The organism is Pseudarthrobacter quantipunctorum (genome assembly GCF_045291495.1).
Lineage (GTDB): Bacteria > Actinomycetota > Actinomycetes > Actinomycetales > Micrococcaceae > Arthrobacter > Arthrobacter quantipunctorum.
On record NZ_CP148033.1, the window covers coordinates 1,881,933 to 1,897,077 of the forward strand.

Consider the following 15,145-nt stretch of genomic DNA (forward strand, 5'->3'; position numbering starts at 1 on the left):
ATGTTGCGTTGGTTGACTGCCGGTGAATCCCATGGTCCGGCTCTGATGGGAATTATTGAAGGCGTCCCCGCCGGTGTGGAAATCACCAGCGGGCACATCGCAGACTCCTTGGCGCGCCGCCGGCTGGGCTACGGCCGTGGAGCACGCATGAAGTTCGAGCAGGACGTCGTGACCATCCTCGGCGGCGTCCGCCACGGGCTGACGCAGGGCGGGCCCGTCGCCATCCAGGTGGGAAACACCGAATGGCCCAAGTGGGAGCAGATCATGTCTGCCGACCCCGTGGATCCGGAAGTCCTTGCGGACCAGGCACGGAACGCGCCGCTGACCCGCCCCCGTCCCGGCCACGCGGACTTCACGGGTATGCAGAAGTACGGCTTTGACGAGGCCCGGCCCGTCCTGGAGCGTGCCAGCGCACGCGAAACTGCAACACGGGTGGCCATGGGCACCGTGGCGGCGCAATTCCTCAAGCACCTCGGCATCGAGCTGGTCAGCCACACCGTCAGCATTGCGAGCGTCACGGTTCCCGAAGGGCGCCCGCTCCCCGTGCCGGCCGACGTCATTGCGCTCGACGCCGATCCACTGCGCTGCTTCGACCGGGAAACCTCCGACGCCATGGTGGCCGAGGTGGACGCGGCGCACAAGGAGGGCGAAACCTTGGGCGGCGTGGTAGAGGTCCTTGCCTACGGGCTCCCGCCGGGACTGGGCAGCTACGTCCACTGGGACCGGAGGCTTGATTCCCGCCTTGCCGCGGCACTGATGGGAATCCAGGCCATCAAGGGAGTGGAGGTCGGTGACGGCTTCCTGACCGCATCCCGCCGCGGCTCTGCCGCCCATGACGAAATCGTCAGGGACGCCGACGGCCGGATCATCCGTACCAGCAACCGTGCCGGCGGCATCGAAGGCGGCATGAGCATCGGCGACGTCCTGCGTGTCCGCGCAGCCATGAAGCCCATTGCCACCGTCCCGCGCGCCTTGAAGACCATCGACGTCAGCACGGGCGAACCCGCCAAGGCGCACCACCAGCGTTCGGACGTGTGCGCTGTGCCGGCTGCCGGCGTGGTGGCCGAGGCCATGGTCGCCCTGGTGCTGGCCGAGGCAGTCACCGAGAAATTTGGCGGCGACTCAGTGGCCGAAACCGCACGGAACATCAAGGGCTATCTGGACAACATTCCGGCGTCCCTGGACTCGATCGGCCAGTAAGTGCCCCACCGCAGCAAGACCGGACCCGCAGGGCGGCCCATCGTCCTGATCGGGCCTATGGCGGTCGGAAAATCGGCCATCGGGCAGCAGCTGGCGCTGCAGCTCGGAGTTCCCTTCGTCGACACAGACGCTGTTATCGTTGCAGGGCACGGATCCATTTCGGACATCTTTGCCGGCCGCGGCGAGCACGCGTTCCGTGAGATCGAGGCACGGACGGTAGCCGCCGTCGTCGAAGCGGCAGACGATACCGTCACCGTCATCTCCCTGGGCGGCGGGGCGGTGCTCGACTCCGGGACACAGCAGCTCATCAGCCGCTGCACCGTTGTGTACCTCGAATGCGACGCACAAACTGTCGCCGGCCGCATTGCCCGGAACTCCGGGCGCCCGCTGCTGGCCGGGGACGCAATGGGCCGCTGGACGGCCATGTTCGCCACCCGCAAGCCGGTTTACGAACGGCTTGCAGACATCACCCTGGACGTGCGCCACGGCTCGGTTTCCGAGCTGGGCGGCCGGCTCGAAGCAGCACTGCGCGACCACGCAGCTGCCAAACAGGAAGTTGAAAAGTGAGCACCCAATCAACAGTCATCAGCGTCACCGGCGGGACCGCTGCCGAGAATTATGACGTCGTCGTCGGCCGGGGGCTGCTCGGTGACCTGCCCGGTTTATTGGGGGAACGCGTCCGCCGTGTTCTCGTGATCCATCCGCGTGCCCTGCGGCTGACCGGTGACACCGTCCGCGACGAACTGGCTGCAGCCGGATTCACCTCGCTGACTGCGGAAATCCCGGACGCCGAAGAGGGCAAGCACATCCAGGTGGCCGCCTTCTGCTGGCAGGTCCTTGGGCAGAACGACTTCACCCGCTCCGACGCCATTGTTGCCGTCGGGGGAGGTGCGGTCACGGACCTCGCCGGTTTCGTCGCCGCCACCTGGCTGCGCGGCGTCAAGGTCATTCACATGCCCACCAGCCTGCTCGGCATGGTGGATGCGTCCGTGGGCGGGAAGACCGGAATCAACACCGCGGAGGGCAAGAACCTCGTGGGTGCATTCCACCCCCCGGCCGCGGTCCTGGCTGACCTGGACACCCTTGAGACTCTGCCGAGGAACGAGATGATTTCCGGAATGGCGGAAGTCATCAAGTGCGGCTTCATCTCCGATCCCGCGATCCTGGACCTCGTGGAAAAGGACCCCACGGCAGTAGTGGATCCCCAGTCCGACGTACTTCGTGAACTGATTGAACGTGCCATCGCCGTTAAAGCGAAGGTGGTCTCCGAGGACCTGAAGGAATCCGGGCTCCGGGAAATCCTGAACTACGGGCACACCCTGGGCCACGCCATCGAACTGGTTGAGCGGTACTCGTGGCGCCACGGTGCCGCCGTTTCGGTGGGCATGATGTTCGCCGCCGAACTGGCCCGCAGCGTTGGGCGCCTTAGCGATGCCGACGCCGACCGGCACCGGAGCATCCTTGAGAGCCTGGGGCTGCCGGTCACCTACCGGCGGGACCGCTGGCAGGGGCTGCTTGACGGGATGCGCCGGGACAAGAAGTCCCGCGGGGACCTGCTGCGGTTCGTCGTCCTGGACGGCGTTGCAAAGCCGGGGATCCTTGACGTCCCGGACACCTCGCTGCTGTTCGCGGCCTACCAGGAAATTGCTTCCTGATGCAGGGCGACATGGGAGGTACGGCAGACTGGCCGGATGCCGGTTTCCCGGGCATCCGGATCAACCCGGAATCCCTGCTGCCGGAAATTGTGAACCAGGACGCCTGCCGGGCGGCGCTGGCGGTATCCACGGACCCCGCCGACCATATTTTTGTTCTCCTGGTGGAAGGACATGCGTCCGAGGCCGCCGAACTGCTTGCAGAGGCGCGTTTCAAGGATCCGGAGTCCTTCCGGCTGCGCACCTTCGAGGCTGAAGTGCTTCGCGTCTCCAACCGGCTGGACCGCGCCGTTGAACTGTTCCGCCAGCTTCTTGCCGAGGTGCAGGGAACGCCGCGGGAGGCCCTTGTGTGGCAGTTCCTGGGCAAGACCCAGTACAGCGCCGGTCAGACGTCTGCGGCCGTTGAATCCTTTGCACGGGCCTTGGACCTTCGGGTGGCACAGTCCGCCGACGCGGCGCAGATCTACTCATCCACAGTGGCGCTGCAGCGTGCCCGGGACGTGCTGGAGCTTGCCTGCTGAACGCTGCCGGGATCCCCGCTTGCGGCCTTGGCCCAAAGGTGCCCGCAATTTACCGGTAGAATGGTTCTTGAATTTTTAACCTCCCGATTTTTGACAAACACGCGCCGGCAGCCCTTTTGGTCTGTCTGCCCGGCATACAACGTCTGACAACGCGACCAGACAGAGAAACCAGAGGAAACAGTGGCAACCACTAACGACATCAAGAACGGAACGGTCCTGAAGCTTGAGGGCCAGCTCTGGAACATCATTGAATTCCAGCACGTCAAGCCAGGCAAGGGTGGTGCGTTTGTCCGCACCAAGATGCGCAATGTGATGTCCGGCAAGGTTGTGGACAAGACGTTCAACGCCGGGCTCAAGATCGAGACCGCCACCGTGGACCGCCGCGACTACCAGTACCTGTACCAGGATGGTGCGGACTTCGTGTTCATGGACACCTCCGACTACGACCAGATCACGGTCTCCGGAGCCACCGTGGGCGACGCCACCAACTTCATGCTTGAGAACCAGATGGTCAACATCGCCATCCACGAGGGCACCCCGCTGTACATCGAACTGCCCCCGAGCGTTGTCCTCGAAATCACCTACACCGAGCCGGGCCTGCAGGGCGACCGCTCCTCCGCAGGCACCAAGCCCGCAACCCTGGAAACGGGCTACGAGATCCAGGTGCCGCTGTTCATCGAGAACAACACCAAGGTCAAGGTGGACACCCGCGACGGCAGCTACCTGGGCCGGGTCACCGAGTAGTGAGCGCCCGCGGTAAAGCCCGTAACAGGGCACTGGATGTTCTTTTCGAAGCTGAGCAGCGCTCGGTTTCGGCCTTTGACGTGATCCGCTCGCGGCGCGAAAAGACGGACCAGGTGGTTAATCCCTACACCATCGAAATCGTTGAGGGCGTTGTCTCCCAGCAGGCAGCCATCGACGAGTTCCTGGAGACGTACTCCCAGGGCTGGAGCCTGGAGCGGATGCCCTCCGTGGACCGCATCATCCTGCGCATCGGGACCTGGGAGCTTCTGTACAACGACGACGTCCCGGACGGCGTCGCGGTCAGCGAAGCTGTGGCGCTGGCGAAGACGCTGTCCACCGACGAATCACCGCAGTTCATCAACGGCCTGCTGGGACGGCTGCAGCAGCTGAAGCCGTCGCTGCTCGCCTGAGCAGCAGTTACACCCAGCTGTACACAGCAACACCAGAAGGCCGGCCGCCACGCATGTGGCGGCCGGCCTTCCGCTGTTAAGGTCCGCTTGGCTGGACGGAAAAATTTCAGCGTGCGACGGCGGCCCGCAGGGCCAGGATGCGCTGCAGCTGCTGCCGCTCCTCGGCCTGGTGGAGCTGGACGTCACGGCCGCTCAGGATACGCTGGCGTGTGTTGGCCAGCTGGGTGGCGGCCTTCAAGAACTCCTTCATTTGCCGTTTCTTGCCGTAGCTTCCAGCCCAGCCCAAGGCAGTGCGCCGGCCACCCAGGGTGGCCATCAGCTCCACCTCCGCCGGCGTGAACCAGCCGGCTGCGGAGTACTCCAGCAGGCGCTGCCGGGTCAGGCGCTTTTCCGCCACCCGCAAGAGGATGATGCCGCCCACGGCGAGGAAAAAGATGGGCACCTGGACCATGATGTACTCCGCCAGGAAGCCCTGCCCCATGCTGTTCCAGCGGTTGTGCAGGAACATGGCCGGCAGCAGCCCCACGAAAAAGGCTGCCACCGAGGCCCCCACATGCCAGCGCCGGGCCGCGAACCCCATGACCAGCCCCGTGGTGCCGGTGAAGATGGCGTGGGCAAAGGGGGACATGACGCCGCGGAGGAAGAAGACCTGGGCGAAATCACTGGCGGGATCCGCGGACTCCGCCACGGCCCGGCCGAAATACAGGATGTTCTCCGTAAAAGCGAAACCTCCTGCGATGGTGAACGCAAATACCACACCATCCACCGGCCCGTCAAAGTGCTTCCTCGCCAGCAGGAGGATTATCAGCAGCCCCAGGGACTTTGCGAACTCCTCCACGATGGGCGCCTGCACCGTGGCCATATACGCCTGAAGGTCGGCTTCGTCGGAAAACTGGAACGCCAGGACAAAGAACGGCTGGATCAGCAGGGTGACCGCAATGGACACCGCCGAGCCCCAGGTAAAGGCGAAGAAAAGGAGCCGCTTCGGCTCAGGCTCCCACTTGTCGATGATGTGCACGGCCAAAAGAACCACGGAAAGGGGCACCAGGGATGCGAGGAAGCCCACCAGGAACCCGGCCGGCCCTGTGTTGGACAGCAGGAACGGGATCACCAGGAACAGGCTGAGGAAGGCAAGGGTACTGCCGCCGACAGTCAATCCCACCAGGCCGCTGCGGGACCGGCTGCCCTTCACCACGGCTCCCTGGACCTGTGGCGGCAATACCGTGTCCACCGGCCTGCCAACGTGCCCCGGAGCCGGGCGGTAGTTCCCCGGCTCCACGTGCCCCATCCAGCTAGGGTTGGCTTCGCCCGGGAGCGGCGCAGTTCCTTGCAGCCAGGGATCGTCGGGATGCCCGGAGGCAGGGTGTCGGGGATTTATCGGCATAACGAAAGCCTAGGTGCGAGCCGCGGCCCCTCCAAGGACCGCGGTACCGGGCCGTTGCAGTGTGATCAGTACCGCGTCATTCCGGCAGGGGCTCCGGGAAACCCGTGTGGTAATTTTGAAACGCACATGATCCTTTTTTAATTCCGTCCTGTGAGGCGGGGAAAGGGGAGACGAGCGTTGACATCTGTCACCAGCGCACCGGTTCCAGCCAGGGTTGTCCTCAGCCAGGCGGACATTGACCGGGCCCTCACTCGTATCGCCCATGAGATCCTTGAAGCGAACAAGGGATCCCAGGACCTCGTCCTGCTGGGCATCCCGCGGCGCGGCTACCCGCTGGCGCTCCGGCTCGCCGAAAAAATCGCCGCCGCGGACAGCAGCGTTGATGCCGCCGCCATCGTTGGCCAGCTGGATGTCACAATGTTCCGCGATGACCTTTCTCACCAGGGGACCAGGCCGCCGTACCCCACCAAACTGCCCCGGACGGGAATCGACAACAAGGTGGTTGTCCTCATTGACGACGTCCTGTACTCCGGCCGCACCATCCGCGCCGCACTCGACGCGCTCATCGACCTCGGCCGTCCGCGCATCGTCAGGCTCGCCGTGCTGATCGACCGCGGCCACCGCGAACTGCCCATCCGTGCAGACCACGTGGGCAAGAACCTGCCCACATCGTCGGCCGAAAAGGTCCGGGTCCGGCTGGCTGAGACCGACACTGCCCCTGGCGGCACGCCGGTCAACGAGGTAGTCATCGAGGGCCGCTCATGAAACACCTGCTCTCCACCGAAAACCTCAGCCTGGCCAATGCAATCCGGATCCTCGACACCGCTGAGGAGATGGCCGCGGTAGGGGACCGCGAGGTCAAGAAACTCCCGGCCCTGCGCGGACGCACCGTGGTCAACCTTTTCTTCGAGGACTCCACCCGCACCCGGATCTCCTTTGAAGCTGCCGCCAAGCGGCTCAGCGCGGATGTCATCAACTTCGCGGCCAAGGGCTCCTCGGTGTCCAAGGGTGAGTCGCTCAAGGACACTGCCCAGACGCTGTCAGCCATGGGAGCGGACGCCGTCGTCATCCGCCACTGGGCCTCGGGCGCACCGCACCGCCTCGCAGCGACGGACTGGATTGACGCTGCCGTGATCAACGCGGGCGACGGTACGCACGAACACCCCACCCAGGCCCTGCTGGATGCATTCACGATGCGCCGGCACTGGTCCCGCCTGGCCGGCACCGGCTCCGAAGGCGCGGACCTCAAGGGCATGCGCGTGGCCATCGCCGGCGACGTCCTGCACTCCAGGGTTGCCCGTTCCAACGTCTGGCTGCTCCGCACCCTCGGAGCGGAAGTCACCCTGGTGGCGCCGCCCACGCTGCTTCCCATCGGCGTCGAAAAGTGGCCCTGCAAGGTCAGCTACAACATGGACGAAACGCTCGAGCAGGGCGTAGACGCCGTCATGATGCTGCGCGTCCAGGGCGAGCGCATGAACGCATCCTTCTTCCCCAGCACCCGTGAATACTCCCGGCGGTGGGGATTCGATGACAACCGCCTGAAAGCCCTGGACACCCTGGGCATGAAGGACACCATCATCATGCACCCGGGCCCCATGAACCGGGGCCTGGAAATTTCCGCTACGGCCGCCGATTCACCCCGTTCCACCGTGCTGGCCCAGGTCCGCAACGGCGTCTCGGTGCGGATGGCCGCCCTCTACCTGCTGCTTTCCGGGGATACCCGCGAACCAGCCGCCACCCCCGCCCTGGCGTACGCCGGCACCCATCCCACCAAGGAGAGCAACTGATGGCAGGCAACACCGGAACCTACCTGATCCGCGGCGCCTCGATCCTGGGCGGCGAACCGGCGGACCTGCTGATCCGTGACGGCGTCATCGCCGAGACCGGAACCGGCCTGTCAGTTGACGGGGCCACCGTGATTGATGCCGCAGGCCTGGTGGCACTGCCAGGCATGGTGGATGTCCATACCCACCTGCGCGAGCCCGGCCGCGAGGACGCCGAAACCGTGGAGACGGGCACCCGCGCAGCGGCGCTCGGCGGCTACACCGCGGTGCACGCCATGGCCAACAGCACGCCTGTGGCAGACACCGCAGGCGTGGTGGAGCAGGTCTACACCCTCGGCCGGACAGCAGGCTGGGTGGACGTGCGGCCGGTCGGTGCGGTCACCGTGGGCCTGGCGGGCGAGCAGCTGGCCGAGCTGGGCGCCATGGCCGATTCCCGGGCACGCGTGCGCATGTTTTCCGATGACGGCATCTGCGTCCACGACCCCGTGCTGATGCGCCGCGCCCTGGAGTACGTCAAGGCGTTCGACGGCGTGGTGGCCCAGCACGCGCAGGAGCCGCGCCTTACCGCCGGCGCGCAGATGAACGAGGGCGAGGTGTCCGCGGTCCTCGGCCTCGCCGGCTGGCCCGCCGTCGCCGAGGAAAGCATCATTGCCCGCGACGTCCTGCTGGCGCAGCACGTCGGCTCCCGGCTGCATGTCTGCCACGTCTCTACTGCCGGCTCCGTGGAAATCATCCGCTGGGCCAAGGAGCGCGGAATCAACGTCACGGCGGAGGTTACCCCGCACCACCTGCTGCTGACCGATGACCTTGTCCGCAGCTACGACCCCGTCTTCAAGGTCAATCCGCCGCTGCGCACCGACGCGGACGTCCAGGCGCTGCGTGCAGGCCTGGCGGACGGCACCATCGACGTCGTGGGTACGGACCACGCCCCGCACCCCAGCGAGCACAAGGAGTGCGAGTGGGCGCAGGCTGCCATGGGCATGACCGGGCTGGAAACCGCCCTCTCGGTGGTCCAGCACACCATGATCGAAACCGGCCTCATGACGTGGGCGGACTTCGCACGCGTCACCTCCACCGCCGCGGCGAAGATCGGCCGTCTGGCCGACCAGGGCAGGCCGCTGGCAGCGGGGGAGCCCGCCAACGTCATCCTGGTGGATCCGGCGGCGCGCTGGACCGTTGATCCGTTCCGGATGGCCACCATGGGCCGGAACTCGCCGTTCAAGGGACGGGAACTGCCCGGCAAAGTGGTGGCCACGTTCTTCAAGGGGCACCCCACCGTCCTTGACGGTGAACTCAACACGCCCTACCCGTACGCCGACGCAACCGCAGGCGTCGCCTGATGGACAAAATCCTTCCCGGACTGGCGATGCTGGCGATCATCGCCGTCGTCTTTGTCCTCCTCGCCATCGGCTGGCGCAGCAGGCTCCGCCGCCAGTCCGACGTCGACCGGCTGCCTGCGGTGCCCGCCGAACCGGGGGAGCCGATCGCCGGCGCGGAAGGCCAGTACGTGGCCACCACCACCGCGGGGGACTGGCTGGACCGGATCGCCGTGCACGGCCTGGGCATCCGCACCAATGCCACACTCGAGGTGTTTCCGCACGGCGTCCTTTTCGACCGGTCCGGTGCGCCCGCCCTCTACATACCGGCCGCGTCGCTCACCGGAGTCCGGCAGGACAGCGGCATGGCAGGTAAGTTCGTGGAAAAGGACGGACTCGTGGTGCTGGCGTGGGTGCATGGCAGCCACGAACTGGACTCCGGCTTCCGCACCCGCCGCGCGGCGGACAAGGACCGGCTCTTCGAAGCACTTCAGGATTTGATTTCTTCAGCCCCGGCGGCTGACGCCAACAGTGGAAAGTAAGACAGTGACAACAAACACAGCAACAACCGCCCCAGTATCAACTTCTGTTTCCGCTCCAGCTGCGCTGGTGCTCGAAGACGGCCGCATCTTCCGCGGCAGCAGCTACGGCGCCACCGGAACCGCCCTCGGAGAAGCAGTCTTCGCCACGGGCATGACCGGCTACCAGGAAACCATCACGGACCCCTCCTACGCCCGCCAACTCGTGGTCCAGACGGCCCCGCACATCGGCAACACCGGCGTGAACAGCGAGGACGCTGAGTCCCGGCGCATCTGGGTTGCGGGCTACATTGTCCGCGACGCCGCCCGCCGCCCCTCGAACTGGCGCTCCGAGCGCTCACTGGACGAGGAGTTGGTGGCCCAGGGGATCGTGGGCATCCAGGGTGTGGACACCCGCGCCATCACCCGCCACCTGCGCGAGCACAAGACCATGCGCGCCGGCATCTTCTCCGGGGAGGCCGCCCAGGCTACGGACAAGGAACTGGTTGATGCTGTCCTGGCCAGCGCACCCATGGAGGGCTCCCGCCTTGCCGAGGAAGTCAGCGTTGACGAGGCCTACGTGGTGGAGCCGAAGGACCACGGCTGGGAGGGTGAGCCCCGCTTCACCATCGCGGCGATCGACCTTGGCATCAAGGCTATGACTCCGGTCCGGTTCGCCGAGCGCGGCGTCCGCGTCCACGTGCTGCCCGCCACCGCCACCCTGGCGGACGTCAAAGCCGTCAGCCCGGACGGCTTCTTCATGTCCAACGGTCCCGGTGACCCCGCCACGGCAGACGCACAGGTCAAGCTGCTCCGTTCCGTCCTGGACGAGAAGCTGCCGTATTTCGGCATCTGCTTCGGCAACCAGATCCTGGGCCGCGCGCTTGGCTTCGGCACCTACAAGCTCCGCTATGGACACCGCGGCATCAACCAGCCCGTCATGGACCGCCGCACCGGCAAGGTGGAAATCACCTCCCAGAACCACGGCTTTGCCGTGGATGCACCGCTCGACGGCGCCACGATGGCTCCGGAGGAGCGCTACGGCCGCGTGGAGGTCAGCCATGTGAGCCTGAACGACGACGTCGTGGAAGGGCTCGCCTGCCTGGACATCCCCGCCTTCTCCGTGCAGTACCACCCGGAGGCTGCGGCCGGTCCGCACGACGCCGCCTACCTGTTCGACCGCTTCATCGAGCTGATGGAGGGCACCCGGGACGGCAGGACCGCGAACCTGTCCAAGGAGCCCGTGGACTCCGCACACCCCGCGCAGGCGGACAACACAGGCGCAGGCCCGGCAACGCCGAAAAATTCCGACAACAAGACTGAGGACAAGAAGTAATGCCGAAACGTACAGATCTCAAGAGCGTCCTCGTCATTGGTTCCGGCCCGATCGTCATCGGCCAGGCCGCCGAGTTCGACTACTCCGGAACCCAGGCGCTGCGCGTCCTCAAGGAGGAAGGCCTGCGGGTCATCCTGGTCAACTCCAACCCGGCCACCATCATGACCGACCCCGAGTTCGCCGACGCCACGTACATCGAACCCATCACCCCCGAGGTGGTGGAGAAAATCATCGCCAAGGAACGCCCGGACGCCGTCCTGCCCACCCTGGGCGGACAGACCGCGCTGAACACCGCCATCGCCCTGGACAAGAACGGCGTCCTCGAGAAGTACAACGTGGAGCTCATCGGCGCCAACATCGCCGCCATCGAACTCGGCGAGGACCGCGAAAAGTTCAAGGGCGTCGTGGAGCGCTGCGGCGCCGAGTCGGCCCGCAGCCACATCATCCACACCATGGACGAGGCCCTGACGGCCGCCGAGGACCTGGGCTACCCCATGGTGGTCCGCCCCTCCTTCACCATGGGCGGCCTGGGCTCCGGCCTGGCCTACAACGAGGACGACCTCCGCCGCATCGTGGGCCAGGGCCTGCAGTACAGCCCCACCAGCGAGGTGCTGCTCGAAGAGAGCATCCTCGGCTGGAAGGAATACGAGCTCGAGATGATGCGGGACAAGAACGACAACGTCGTGGTGGTCTGTTCCATCGAGAACTTCGACCCCGTGGGCGTCCACACCGGCGACTCCATCACGGTGGCGCCGGCCCTCACCCTCACCGACCGCGAGTACCAGCGGCTGCGCGACATTTCCATCGCCGTCATCCGCGAAGTGGGCGTGGACACCGGCGGCTGCAACATCCAGTTCGCCATCGACCCCGCCACCGGCCGCGTGGTGGTCATCGAGATGAACCCCCGCGTCTCCCGCTCCTCGGCGCTGGCCTCGAAGGCCACGGGCTTTGCGATCGCCAAGATCGCCACCAAGCTCTCCCTGGGCTACACGCTGGACGAAATCCCCAACGACATCACCCAGAAGACCCCGGCGTCCTTCGAACCGACCCTGGACTACGTTGTGGTCAAGGTTCCGCGGTTCGCGTTCGAGAAGTTCCCGGCAGCGGACAACACGCTGACCACCACCATGAAGTCGGTGGGTGAGGCCATGGCCATGGGCCGCAACTTCACCGAAGCCCTGCAGAAGGCCCTGCGCTCCCTGGAGCAGAAGGGCTCGCAGCTGGACTTCAGCTCCGTTCCCGAATGGGAAGTTCCGGAGCTCATCGAGAAGGCCAAGCGTCCCACCACCGAACGCCTGCACCAGGTCCAGCGCGCGCTCCTGGGCGGCGCCACCGTGGAGGACCTCTTTGAGGCCACCAAGATCGATCCCTGGTTCCTTGACCAGCTCCAGCTGCTCAACGAAATCTCCCGCGAAATCCGCCAGGCCGGTGCGCTGACGGCGGACATGCTGAAGCGCGCCAAGCGCCACGGTTTCTCCGATGAGCAGATCGGCGCCCTCACGCACAACTCCGAAGCCGTGGTCCGCGGCGTCCGCCAGGCCCTGGGCATCCGTCCGGTCTACAAGACCGTGGACACCTGCGCGGCGGAGTTTGCCGCCTACACGCCGTACCACTACTCGGCGTACGACGAGGAGGACGAGGTTGCGCTGCACTCCAAGCCGTCCATCCTGATCCTCGGCTCCGGCCCCAACCGGATCGGCCAGGGCATCGAGTTCGACTACTCCTGCGTGCACGCCTCCATGGCGCTGCGCAAGGCCGGGTACGAGACAGTGATGGTCAACTGCAACCCGGAAACCGTCTCCACCGACTACGACATCTCCACCCGCCTGTACTTCGAGCCGCTGACGCTCGAGGACGTGCTGGAGGTCATCGCGGCTGAGGAACGCACCGGCGGCGTGATGGGCGTGTTCGTCCAGCTCGGCGGCCAGACCCCCCTCAAACTGGCACAGCAGCTGGCGGACGCCGGCGTTCCGATCCTGGGCACGTCCCCGGAGGCCATCGACCTCGCCGAGCACCGCGGCATGTTCTCCCGCGTCCTGGACAAGGCCGGCTTGATTTCCCCGAAGAACGGCACCGCCGTGTCCTTCGAGGACGCCAAGAAGATCGCCGACGAAATCGGCTACCCGGTCCTGGTCCGCCCGTCCTACGTGCTGGGCGGCCGCGGCATGGAGATCGTCTACGACGAGCCCAACCTTTCCCGCTACATTGCCAACGCCACGGAAATCACCCCGGACCACCCGGTACTGATCGACCGCTTCCTGGAGGACGCCGTCGAAATCGACGTCGACGCCCTCTTCGACGGGACCGACATGTACCTGGGCGGCATCATGGAGCACATCGAGGAAGCCGGCATCCACTCCGGCGACTCCGCCTGCGTCCTGCCGCCCATCACCCTGGGCACCAACGTCCTGGAACGGGTACGGACCGCAACGCGCGCCATCGCCGAAGGCGTGGGCGTCCGCGGGCTGATCAATATCCAGTTCGCCCTGGCCTCCGACGTCCTGTACGTCCTGGAGGCAAACCCCCGCGCCTCCCGCACGGTGCCGTTCGTCTCCAAGGCCACCGGTGTGCAGATGGCCAAGGCAGCTGCCCTGATCGGCACCGGCGTGACCATCGGCCAGCTCCGCAGCGCCTACAAGATGCTGCCCGAGGTGGGCGACGGTTCCACTCTTCCCCTGGACGCCCCGGTGTCCGTCAAGGAGGCAGTCCTGCCGTTCAGCCGCTTCCGCACCCTTGAGGGCAAGGTGGTTGACTCCCTGCTCGGCCCCGAAATGCGCTCCACCGGCGAGGTCATGGGCATCGACAAGCACTTCGACACCGCGTTCGCCAAGAGCCAGGCCGCAGCCAACAACGCCCTGCCCACCGAAGGCAAGATCTTTGTCTCCGTGGCCAACCGGGACAAGCGCTCCGTGATCATGGGTGTCAAGCGGCTCTCGGACCTCGGCTTCGAAATCGTGTCCACCGGCGGCACCGCGGACGTCCTGCGCCGCAACGGCATCCAGGCCACCCCTGTCCGGAAGGTGGCAGAGGGCAGCAGCGCCGAGGGCGAAGGCACCATCGCAGACCTGGTCATCGCCGGCGAGATCGACATGGTCTTCAACACGCCGTCCGGCGGCGAGGCCCGCAGTGACGGCTATGAGCTGCGCGCAGCCGCCACCTCCATCGGCATTCCGTGCATCACCACGGTGGCGGAGTTCAACGCCGCCGTGCAGGCGATCGAGGCGATGCGGACCTACGAGTGGTCCGTCACCAGCCTGCAGGAGCATGCCGCAGCTCTGGCTGAGTCCCAGAGGGTGGCGCTGCAGCATGCCTAAGCAGGCAGTGCCATCCCCTGAAACACCCGGCCGGGAGTCTTTCGGCTCCCGGCTGGGTGCCGCCATGGCCGCCCGCGGCCCGCTGTGCGTCGGCATCGATCCGCACCCTGCCCTGCTGAAGGGCTGGGGGCTGGACGACGACGTCGCCGGCCTGAGGCGCTTCTCGCTGACGGTCTTGGAGGCCGTGGCTTCGCTCGCTGCCGCCATCAAGCCCCAGGTGGCGCTGTACGAACGCCACGGCTCCGCGGGGATGGCTGTCCTTGAGGAGCTCCTCGCCGAAGCACGCGACGAGCAGGTGCTCACCATCGCTGACGCCAAGCGGGGCGACATCGGCTCCACCATGGCGGCCTATGCCGACGCCTGGCTCCGGGACGATTCGCCCCTGGCGGCGGATTCAGTCACGCTCAGTCCCTACCTTGGCTTCGAGTCGCTGCGCCCCGCGCTGGACCTGGCAGCCGAGACCGGCCGCGGCGTTTTCGTCCTTGCCCTGACGTCCAACCCCGAGGGCGCGTCCGTCCAGCACGTCGGGGGAGCGGACTCCGTTGCCCGCCGGATCACACAGGCGGCTGCGGTGGAGAACCGCCGTTACCAGGGGAGCCTCGGCTCCGTAGGACTGGTGGTCGGGGCAACCGTGGGGTCTGCCCTGTCCGAGCTGGACCTGGACCTGGCCGCCGTGCGCGGCCCGGTCCTGGCCCCGGGGCTCGGCGCGCAGGGTGCAACACCGGCCGACCTCCGCGCAACCTTTGGCGCAGCGTACCCGCAGGTCCTGGGCACCTCGAGCAGGGACATCCTGTCCGCCGGGCCGGAGCGGCGCGGACTACGGGATGCGGCGCAACGGACCCTGGATGGGCTCCGCGGCGAATAGTGGTCCGTTTCTCCGGATGCATTGATTCGGGCAGCACCAAAGGGTAGTTTCAGGACAGGTCCAAGGGCGGTCGCCCCTGGACCCGTCCACCGAATCCGGGG

At 66.3% G+C, this 15,145-nt stretch carries 14 protein-coding genes; 13 read left to right on the top strand and 1 reads right to left on the bottom strand.

Annotated features, from left to right (window positions below):
• The 6 genes from aroC (at position 1) to nusB (ending at position 4,527) form a co-directional block, all read left to right on the top strand.
• Positions 1-1,200, top strand: a complete 1,200-nt coding sequence (aroC, locus tag WHH00_RS08700; RefSeq protein ID WP_350003149.1) for a chorismate synthase — start codon at positions 1-3, stop codon at positions 1,198-1,200.
• Positions 1,201-1,767 carry a shikimate kinase gene (locus WHH00_RS08705; RefSeq protein ID WP_400516131.1) on the top strand — a complete coding sequence of 189 codons (567 nt, stop codon included), beginning with the start codon at positions 1,201-1,203 and terminating at the stop codon, positions 1,765-1,767. It abuts the gene before it with no gap.
• Positions 1,764-2,855: a 3-dehydroquinate synthase gene (gene aroB / locus WHH00_RS08710; protein ID WP_231456293.1), complete on the top strand. Its 1,092-nt coding sequence runs from the start codon at positions 1,764-1,766 to the stop codon at positions 2,853-2,855. Before WHH00_RS08705 ends, aroB begins: the two co-directional genes overlap by 4 nt.
• Positions 2,855-3,373, top strand: a complete 519-nt coding sequence (locus WHH00_RS08715) for a tetratricopeptide repeat protein (protein ID WP_350003155.1) — start codon at positions 2,855-2,857, stop codon at positions 3,371-3,373. Before aroB ends, WHH00_RS08715 begins: the two co-directional genes overlap by 1 nt.
• 180 nt (positions 3,374-3,553) lie before the next feature.
• Positions 3,554-4,117, top strand: a complete 564-nt coding sequence (gene efp / locus WHH00_RS08720; protein ID WP_050054941.1) for an elongation factor P — start codon at positions 3,554-3,556, stop codon at positions 4,115-4,117.
• Complete coding sequence (gene nusB / locus WHH00_RS08725) at positions 4,117-4,527, top strand: transcription antitermination factor NusB (protein ID WP_231456291.1); 411 nt, start codon at positions 4,117-4,119, stop codon at positions 4,525-4,527. The genes efp and nusB overlap by 1 nt, the downstream gene beginning before the upstream one ends.
• A 106-nt stretch (positions 4,528-4,633) precedes the next feature.
• Here nusB and WHH00_RS08730 read toward each other — a convergent pair whose 3' ends face one another.
• The gene (locus tag WHH00_RS08730; RefSeq protein WP_406638098.1) at positions 4,634-5,911 is read right to left on the bottom strand and encodes a PrsW family intramembrane metalloprotease; all 1,278 of its coding nucleotides are present in this window, start codon (positions 5,909-5,911) and stop codon (positions 4,634-4,636) included.
• A 177-nt stretch (positions 5,912-6,088) separates the two neighbouring features.
• On the opposite strand from WHH00_RS08730, the gene pyrR reads away from it, so the two are divergent.
• The 7 genes from pyrR to pyrF are packed head-to-tail and all read left to right on the top strand — an operon-like array spanning position 6,089 to position 15,044.
• Positions 6,089-6,676, top strand: a complete 588-nt coding sequence (gene pyrR / locus WHH00_RS08735) for a bifunctional pyr operon transcriptional regulator/uracil phosphoribosyltransferase PyrR (protein WP_406638100.1) — start codon at positions 6,089-6,091, stop codon at positions 6,674-6,676.
• Entirely contained in the window at positions 6,673-7,698 is a 1,026-nt protein-coding gene (locus WHH00_RS08740; protein ID WP_406638102.1) for an aspartate carbamoyltransferase catalytic subunit, read from the top strand. The genes pyrR and WHH00_RS08740 overlap by 4 nt, the downstream gene beginning before the upstream one ends.
• Positions 7,698-9,035, top strand: coding sequence for a dihydroorotase (locus tag WHH00_RS08745; RefSeq protein WP_406638104.1), 1,338 nt, complete (start codon positions 7,698-7,700; stop codon positions 9,033-9,035). The genes WHH00_RS08740 and WHH00_RS08745 overlap by 1 nt, the downstream gene beginning before the upstream one ends.
• Positions 9,035-9,553: a hypothetical protein gene (locus tag WHH00_RS08750; protein ID WP_350003166.1), complete on the top strand. Its 519-nt coding sequence runs from the start codon at positions 9,035-9,037 to the stop codon at positions 9,551-9,553. Before WHH00_RS08745 ends, WHH00_RS08750 begins: the two co-directional genes overlap by 1 nt.
• A 4-nt stretch (positions 9,554-9,557) precedes the next feature.
• The gene (gene carA, locus WHH00_RS08755; protein ID WP_406638106.1) at positions 9,558-10,865 is read left to right on the top strand and encodes a glutamine-hydrolyzing carbamoyl-phosphate synthase small subunit; all 1,308 of its coding nucleotides are present in this window, start codon (positions 9,558-9,560) and stop codon (positions 10,863-10,865) included.
• Positions 10,865-14,179: a carbamoyl-phosphate synthase large subunit gene (carB, locus tag WHH00_RS08760; protein WP_406638107.1), complete on the top strand. Its 3,315-nt coding sequence runs from the start codon at positions 10,865-10,867 to the stop codon at positions 14,177-14,179. The genes carA and carB overlap by 1 nt, the downstream gene beginning before the upstream one ends.
• On the top strand, positions 14,172-15,044 hold the full coding sequence (pyrF, locus tag WHH00_RS08765; RefSeq protein ID WP_231454249.1) for an orotidine-5'-phosphate decarboxylase: 873 nt from the start codon (positions 14,172-14,174) through the stop codon (positions 15,042-15,044). Before carB ends, pyrF begins: the two co-directional genes overlap by 8 nt.
• The last annotated feature ends 101 nt before the right edge of the window (positions 15,045-15,145 follow it).